Annotated in this window: 5 protein-coding genes; all 5 read right to left on the reverse strand. The window is 70.2% G+C overall.

Translation table 11 applies throughout. The features are described 5' to 3' along the window. Positions 1-127 precede the first annotated feature (127 nt). The 5 genes from RIN80_RS25045 to RIN80_RS25065 all read right to left on the reverse strand — a co-directional run bounded on the left by RIN80_RS25045 (position 128) and on the right by RIN80_RS25065 (position 7,210). Entirely contained in the window at positions 128-307 is a 180-nt protein-coding gene (locus tag RIN80_RS25045; RefSeq protein ID WP_003992906.1) for a DUF6104 family protein, read from the reverse strand. Between the two features lie 74 nt (positions 308-381). Continuing rightward, complete coding sequence (locus RIN80_RS25050) at positions 382-4,266, reverse strand: multifunctional oxoglutarate decarboxylase/oxoglutarate dehydrogenase thiamine pyrophosphate-binding subunit/dihydrolipoyllysine-residue succinyltransferase subunit (RefSeq protein WP_309097914.1); 3,885 nt, start codon at positions 4,264-4,266, stop codon at positions 382-384. Between the two features lie 281 nt (positions 4,267-4,547). Further along, positions 4,548-5,660, reverse strand: a complete 1,113-nt coding sequence (locus RIN80_RS25055; RefSeq protein WP_094055972.1) for a HAMP domain-containing sensor histidine kinase — start codon at positions 5,658-5,660, stop codon at positions 4,548-4,550. After that, positions 5,657-6,397 carry a response regulator transcription factor gene (locus tag RIN80_RS25060; RefSeq protein WP_309097915.1) on the reverse strand — a complete coding sequence of 247 codons (741 nt, stop codon included), beginning with the start codon at positions 6,395-6,397 and terminating at the stop codon, positions 5,657-5,659. The genes RIN80_RS25055 and RIN80_RS25060 overlap by 4 nt, the downstream gene beginning before the upstream one ends. 135 nt (positions 6,398-6,532) lie before the next feature. Next, positions 6,533-7,210 (reverse strand): spermidine synthase, encoded by a 678-nt coding sequence (locus tag RIN80_RS25065; RefSeq protein ID WP_309097916.1) that lies wholly within the window; start codon positions 7,208-7,210, stop codon positions 6,533-6,535. Positions 7,211-7,639 lie beyond the last annotated feature (429 nt).

The raw sequence follows: 7,639 nt of genomic DNA on the forward strand, positions 1-7,639 counted from the left end.
GCGGGGCGCGGGGTGCGCGGGGTGCGGGAAAGGGAAGCGCGATGCCGTGGGCGGCGCTCCCGACGGAGGGCCGGGTCCTCTGCCGTGTGGTTGACGGCCGGCCCCTGTCGTCGCACCCCGCGCTCCGCTACTCGTCGTCCTCGTCGTCCAGCCGGGCCAGCCACGTCGCCAGGCGCTCCACCGGCACCTCGAAGTCGGGGTTGAGATCGACGAACGTGCGCAGCTGCTCGGCGAGCCACTCGAAGGTGACCTCCTCCTCGCCGCGCCGCTTCTCCAGTTCCTCGATGCCACGGTCCGTGAAGTACATGGCTCAAGGATATGCGGCCGGGCCGCACCCCCTGGCGGGGATGCGGCCCGGTGACGTGCGACGGGATACGAGACCTACGCCTCGAACACCTCACGCACCAACTGCTCCTGCTCGGCCTGGTGCCGCTTCGCGGAACCCACCGCCGGGGACGAGCTGTGCGGGCGCGAGATGCGGCGCAGGCGCTCGCCGTGCGGGACCTCCGCGCCGACCGCCAGGTCCAGGTGGTCGATCAGGTTGAGCGCGATGAACGGCCAGGCACCCTGGTTCGCCGGCTCCTCCTGGGCCCACAGGTACTTCTCGGCGTTCGGGTACTTCTTGATCTCCGCCTGGAGCTCGACACCCGGCAGCGGGTACAGCCGCTCGATGCGGATGATCGCCGTGTCCGTCACGCCGCGCTTCTGACGTTCGGCCTCCAGGTCGTAGTAGACCTTGCCGGCGCAGAAGACGACCTTCTTGACCGCGGCCGGGTCGACCGACGCGTCGCCGATGACCGGCCGGAACTGCCCGGTCGTGAACTCCTCCGCCTTCGACGCCGCCGCCTTCAGGCGCAGCATCGACTTCGGCGTGAAGACCACCAGCGGCTTGTGGTGCGGGTTGTGCACCTGCCACCGCAGGAGGTGGAAGTAGTTCGACGGCGACGTCGGCATGGCGACCGTCATGTTGTTCTGGGCGCACATCTGGAGGAAGCGCTCCGGGCGGGCCGAGGAGTGGTCCGGGCCCTGGCCCTCGTAGCCGTGCGGCAGGAGCAGCACGACACCGGAGGTCTGGGCCCACTTCTGCTCGGCCGACGAGATGAACTCGTCCACGACCGTCTGGGCGCCGTTGACGAAGTCGCCGAACTGCGCCTCCCACATCACGAGCGCCTCGGGGCGGGCCAGCGAGTAGCCGTACTCGAAGCCCATCGCCGCGTACTCGGACAGCAGGGAGTTGTAGACGTTGAGCCGCGCCTGGTCCTCGGAGAGGTACTGCAGCGGCGTGTACTCCTCGCCCGTGCTGCGGTCGATGATGACCGCGTGGCGCTGGCCGAACGTACCGCGCTGCGAGTCCTGGCCCGCCAGGCGGACCGGGACGCCCTCCAGCAGCAGGGAGCCGATCGCGAGGGTCTCGCCCATGCCCCAGTCGATGGTGCCGTCCTCGACCATCGCCGCGCGGCGCTGCAGCTGGGGCAGCAGACGCGGGTGGACGGTGACGTGGTCGGGGATGTTGACCTGGGACTCGGCGATCCGCTTGACGACCTCCGTGGTCACCGCGGTGTTCACGGCGACCGGGAACTCGGCCTGCGGGTCGGAGGTCTCCACGATGTTCGGCTGCGAGGTGGCCTCGCGGACCTCGGTGAAGACCTTCTCCAGCTGGCCCTGGTAGTCCTGCAGCGCCTGCTCGGCCTCTTCCAGGGTGATGTCGCCGCGACCGATCAGGGACTCGGTGTACAGCTTGCGCACCGAGCGCTTCTTGTCGATCAGGTCGTACATCAGCGGCTGCGTGAAGGCCGGGTTGTCCGACTCGTTGTGACCGCGGCGGCGGTAGCAGATGAGGTCGATCACCACGTCCTTGTTGAACGCCTGGCGGAACTCGAAGGCGAGCCGCGCGACGCGGACCACGGCCTCCGGGTCGTCGCCGTTCACGTGGAAGATCGGGGCCTCGATCATGCGGGCCACGTCCGTCGCGTACATGGAGGAACGCGAGGACTCGGGGGCCGCGGTGAAGCCGACCTGGTTGTTGATGACGATGTGGACCGTGCCGCCGGTGCGGTAGCCGCGCAGCTGCGACATGTTCAGGGTCTCGGCCACCACGCCCTGGCCCGCGAAGGCCGCGTCGCCGTGGATCGCCACGGGCAGGACCGTGAAGTCCGTGCCGCCCTTGCCGATGATGTCCTGCTTGGCGCGGGAGACGCCCTCCAGGACCGGGTCGACGGCTTCGAGGTGCGAGGGGTTCGCGACCAGGGTGACCTTGATCTGCTCGCCGTCGAGGCCGGTGAAGGTGCCCTCGGCGCCCAGGTGGTACTTCACGTCACCGGAGCCGTGCATCGACTTCGGGTCGAGGTTGCCCTCGAACTCGCGGAAGATCTGGGCGTACGACTTGCCGACGATGTTGGCGAGGACGTTCAGGCGGCCGCGGTGGGCCATGCCGATGACGACCTCGTCCAGGCGGGACTCGGCGGCCGAGTCCAGCACCGCGTCCAGCAGCGGGATGACGGACTCGCCGCCCTCCAGGGAGAAGCGCTTCTGGCCGACGTACTTGGTCTGCAGGAACGTCTCGAACGCCTCGGCCGCGTTCAGCCGGCGCAGGATGCGCAGCTGCTCCTCGCGCTCCGGCTTGGAGTGCGGGCGCTCCACGCGGTCCTGGATCCACTTGCGCTGCTTGGGGTCCTGGATGTGCATGAACTCGATGCCGGTGGTGCGGCAGTACGAGTCGCGCAGGACGCCGAGGATGTCGCGCAGCTTCATCATCGACTTGCCGGCGAAGCCGCCGACGGCGAACTCGCGCTCCAGGTCCCACAGCGTGAGCCCGTGCTCGGTGATGTCCAGGTCGGGGTGCTTGCGCTGCTGGTACTCCAGCGGGTCGGTGTCGGCCATGACGTGGCCGCGGACCCGGTAGGAGTGGATCAGCTCGAAGACGCGGGCGGCCTTGGTGACGTCGTCGTCGTGGCTGGCGTCGATGTCCTTGAGCCAGCGGACCGGCTCGTAGGGGATGCGCAGCGCCTCGAAGACGTCGTCGTAGAAGCCGTTCTCGCCGAGCAGGAGGTTCGCGACCTGGCGGAGGAACTCGCCGGAGGCGGCGCCCTGGATGACCCGGTGGTCGTAGGTCGACGTGAGCGTCATGACCTTCGAGATGCCGAGCTTGTTCAGGGTGTCCTGGGAGGTGCCCTGGAACTCCGCCGGGTAGTCCATGGAGCCGACGCCCATGATGACCGACTGGCCGGGCATCAGACGCGGGACCGAGTGGACCGTGCCGAGGCCGCCGGGGTTGGTCAGGGAGACCGTGACGCCGGTGAAGTCGTCCATCGTCAGCTTGCCGTCGCGGGCGCGGCGGACGATGTCCTCGTAGGCCTGCCAGAACTCGAAGAAGTTCAGCGTCTCGGCCTTCTTGATCGCCGCGACGACCAGCTGGCGGTCGCCGTTCGGCTTGACCAGGTCGATGGCGAGACCGAGGTTGACGTGGTCCGGCTTGACCAGGGTGGGCTTGCCGTCGACCTTCGCGAACGAGTAGTTCATCGCCGGCATGGCCTTGATCGCCTGGACCATGGCGTAGCCGATGAGGTGCGTGAAGGAGATCTTCCCGCCGCGCGCCCGCTTGAGGTGGTTGTTGATGACGATGCGGTTGTCGAACAGCAGCTTCACCGGGACCGCGCGCACGGAGGTGGCCGTGGGCAGCTCCAGGGAGGCGTCCATGTTCTTCGCGACCGCGGCGGCGGGGCCGCGCAGCACGACCTGCTCGGGACCGGAGGGGGCCTCGCCGGCGGGCTCGGCCTTCTTCGCGGGAGCGGCCGGCTGGGCGGCGGCCGGCTTCGCGGGGGCCGGGGCGGCCTTCGCGGGAGCGGCGGCCTGGGCCGGAGCCTGCGCGGCGGGCTTCGCCGGAGCCGGAGCCGGAGCCTGGGCCGGAGCCGAGGCCTGCGGGGCGGCGGGCTTCTCGGCCGCCGGGGCGGAGGCCTGGGCGGGCGCGGCCGGCGCGGCCGGCTGAGCGGGTGGGGGACTCCCCGCGCGAGCTGATTCGAGCGTGGGGGAGGTCCCCGCGGCCCCCGTGGCCGCGGTACCCGACGGGGCCGGCGCGCCAGCGGCGCCCGGCTTGTAGTCGGCGAAGAAGTCCCACCAGGCTCGGTCTACCGAATTCGGGTCCTGGAGGTACTGCTGATAGATCTCGTCGACGAGCCACTCGTTGGCACCGAACGACGCGGCGGGGTTCTTGCCCGCTTGGTCGGTGTCGGTCGAGATGCTCGAGTTACTGGGGGACTGTGGCGACACGGCGGCAACCGCCCTCTTCCGCTTCACAAGATGATGGACAGCGGGAATCAAGGCTACGCCTCCCCGAGCGGGAAGGTCAGGCCGGGCCCGTTCAACGTCGCGCAAGTCACATCTTGCAGTGCGTTTCGGCGCTTGAAATGGCGGGAAACAAGCGTGGTTCCGCTTCAGGAGGGAAGGGTGGAGCGGGGCCTGACACGCCAGTGGCGCGGGCCTGTGCCTGATCACACGTGTCCGTCAGCGCGGATGCCGGTGGATCTTGTGGCTCCGCTTCGAACTTTACGTCAACTTGGCACAGATGGAAGTCCCGGAAGAGTGACAAGAATCCGGCAACCCCGCTCGGATTCGGCCACTCCGATCCTTCCGCCGTGCAGATCCACCGCCCAGCGGGCGATCGCCAGGCCGAGGCCGGTGCCGCCGTCGCTGCCCGGCCCCTGCGGCCGCTTGGCACTGCCGCGGTTGAACCGCTCGAAGACGCGGTGCCACTCGGACTTCGGAATGCCGGGGCCCTCGTCCAGGACCTCCAGCTCCAGCGACTCCGGCAGGGCGCCGCGCCGCGCCTTGACCGTCACCCGGCCGTGCGGCGGACTGTGCTTGACCGCGTTGTCGATGAGATTGGCCACGACCTGGTGGATGCGCTCGGGGTCGGCGTGCGCGGTCAACTCCGGCGGGTGCACGTCGAGGTGGAGGTGCACGTCCGTGCGGGTGTGACTGCCCGAGCCGGTGGCGATGCCCGCGCGCACGGAGGCGACCATGTTGGCCTCCTTCAGCACGCCCGACAGATACGGCCACACCTCGAACCGCCGCTTCTTCAGCGGGACGACGCCGTTGTCCAGGCGGGACAGGTCCAGCAGCGTCTCCACCAGCCGGCCGAGGCGTTCGGTCTGCTTCAGCGCCGTGCGCATCGTCTCCGGGTCGGCCTGGGTGACACCGTCGACGATGTTCTCCAGCACGGCGCGCAGCCCGGCGATGGGGGTGCGCAGCTCGTGCGAGACGTTCGCCACCAGCTCCTTGCGCTGGCGGTCCTGGGCCTCCAGCTCGTCGGCCATGGCGTTGATCGTCACGGCCAGGTCGCCCAGCTCGTCACGGCGGTTCTCCCGGGTGCGGCGGGTGTAGTCGCCCTGCGAGATGGAACGCGCCACGGCCGTCATCTCGTCCAGGGGCGCGGTGAGCGAATGGGCCACGAACTGCGTGATCAGCAAGGTGGCGATCATCGAGAAGACCGTGATGAAGCGCAGTTCCGTCTTCGTGTGCACCGCGATCACCGACAGGCCCGTGGTGATCAGCACCGAGATGACGACCAGCGCGCCCAGCTTGGTCTTGATCGAGAACGGGCTCACCTTTCCCCAGGGTTCCGGCTCCCCGGGGTTCCTCCGTGCAGCCGGCCCGCCGCTCATGGCGTCGGGGTCTCCAGGGCGTAGCCCACACCGTGCACGGTGCGGATCCGCTCGGCGCCGATCTTCCGGCGCAGCGCCTTGATGTGGCTGTCGACCGTGCGGGTGCCGGAGGCGTCCGCCCAGTCCCAGACCTCGGCGAGCAGCTGCTCACGGGAGAGGACCGCGCGGGGGGTGTTGGCGAGGCACACCAGCAGGTCGAACTCGGTGGGCGTGAGGTGGACGTCCTCGCTGCGCACCCGGACCCGGCGCTGCGCGTGGTCGATCTCCAGTTCGCCCAGGCGCAGGATGCCGCTGCGCGGCGTCGCGGCGGCCAGCGCGGCCCGCTCCACGCGACGCAGCAGCACGTGCACGCGCGCCGCCAGCTCCCGCATCGAGAACGGCTTGGTCATGTAGTCGTCGGCGCCGACGCCGAGACCGACCAGCATGTCGGTCTCGTCGTCGCGCGCGGTGAGCATCAGCACCGGAACCGGGCGGGCGGCCTGCACACGACGGCAGACCTCCAGACCGTCGAAGCCGGGCAGCATGATGTCGAGGATCAGCAGGTCCGGCTGCCAGGCCTCGGCGGTGTCGACGGCGGCCGGACCGTCGCCCGCGGTTTGCACGAGGAATCCCTCGGCTCGCAGGCGGGTCGCGATGGCGTCGACGATCGTGGCGTCGTCCTCGACGACGAGCACCCGGCGCTGCGCGCCCGGGGTAGCCGTCGCCGAACCGTTGTGGGAGGTCTGTGTCTGCTCCATCGCCCGCCCCTGGGGTGTGCTTTCCGGAATCAGTGGGGTGATTCCTTCTGACTGGCTATGCCTGCGCATCGCTGCGATTGACGCTTGAATGATCGGCGTCAGGGGAGCAGCGTACGGGCAGGCAGCACGCCTTTGCTATCCAGGGCGGATCGCGAGGTGCACCACGTCGGGAACGCCCCGGGCAACCGGGATCTCTTCGGTACGCACCTGTTGGAACCCGGCATTCCGCAAGGTTTCTTCGAATTCCGGAGAGGGCTGGGCGGACCAGACGGCGAGTACCCCGCCGGGTCTCAACACCCTTGCGCAGCCCGCCAGTCCGGCTTCGCCGTAGAGATGCGCGTTGCCCTCCGTCACGGTCCAGTCGGGGCCGTTGTCGATGTCGAGGCACAGGGCGTCGTACGTGTCGGATGTCTCATTGACGTATGCGACGAGATCGGCTTCGACGATTTCCGTGCGGGGGTCGGCGAGGGCCTCGGCGGAGATCGCGGAGAGCGGGCCGGCGCGATGCCATTCGACGATCGCGTGCTCGCGTTCCACCACCGCGATCCGTCCCCAGCGGGGGTTTGCGGCGGCGTGCGCCAGGGAGAAGCCGACGCCGAGTCCGCCGATGAGGACGTCGGGGCGCTCCCGGCCGGGCAGGGCGTCCAGGGCCGCGTCGACCAGCCGCCGCTCCGAGCGGCCGTCGGAGGTGTCCATCAGGAAACAGCCGTTGGCGATGATCTCCAGCCGGTCACCGTGCCGCCGCAGCACGACCTCGCCGTGCGGGCCGTCGCGCCGGTCCAGGACGTCAGGCGTGTCGTATGAGGTGGGCATCGGCTCATCCTGGCAGGTCCGGGTCACCGGGGGCGCGGGATTACCGGGGGACGCCGCGGGAAGCCGCGAGGGTGCCGCGCACCGCCCGCGCGTGGCGCCCGTCACGGACAGCGGGGCGGGAGCGGGCGAAGGCTGGGACCCGACGGAAGGAGCGCCCCCTGTGGAACGCACCGCGCCGCCCGGCGGGACGGCCCCATCCGCGCCGGCCGCTGCGCCGGGGCAGCCGGCCGACGGAGTGCTGCCGGAGGGTGTGCCGCTGCCGGGGGATGTGCCTGTGCCGGGGGGTATGCCGCTGCCGGGCTGTGTGCCGGGGCGGCGCTTTTCGTACGGCACGGCGAATCGGGGCCGGCCGGAGCCGGGCCCCGCGGCGGCGTCCCGGCGCCGGGTGCCGCGTCCCTGGCGGCTGCTGCCCACGCCCACCGGAACGCC

It is taken from the genome of Streptomyces sp. (assembly GCF_031181705.1).
GTDB lineage: Bacteria > Actinomycetota > Actinomycetes > Streptomycetales > Streptomycetaceae > Streptomyces.

What these genes read in the sequence shown, in the direction of transcription:
- RIN80_RS25055 (WP_094055972.1), bottom strand. Translation starts at nt 5,660, where the DNA reads ATGAGCGGCGGGCCGGCTGCACGGAGGAACCCCGGGGAGCCGGAACCC.
- RIN80_RS25045 (WP_003992906.1), bottom strand. Translation starts at nt 307, where the DNA reads ATGTACTTCACGGACCGTGGCATCGAGGAACTGGAGAAGCGGCGCGGC.
- RIN80_RS25065 (WP_309097916.1), bottom strand. Translation starts at nt 7,210, where the DNA reads ATGCCCACCTCATACGACACGCCTGACGTCCTGGACCGGCGCGACGGC.
- RIN80_RS25060 (WP_309097915.1), bottom strand. Translation starts at nt 6,397, where the DNA reads ATGGAGCAGACACAGACCTCCCACAACGGTTCGGCGACGGCTACCCCG.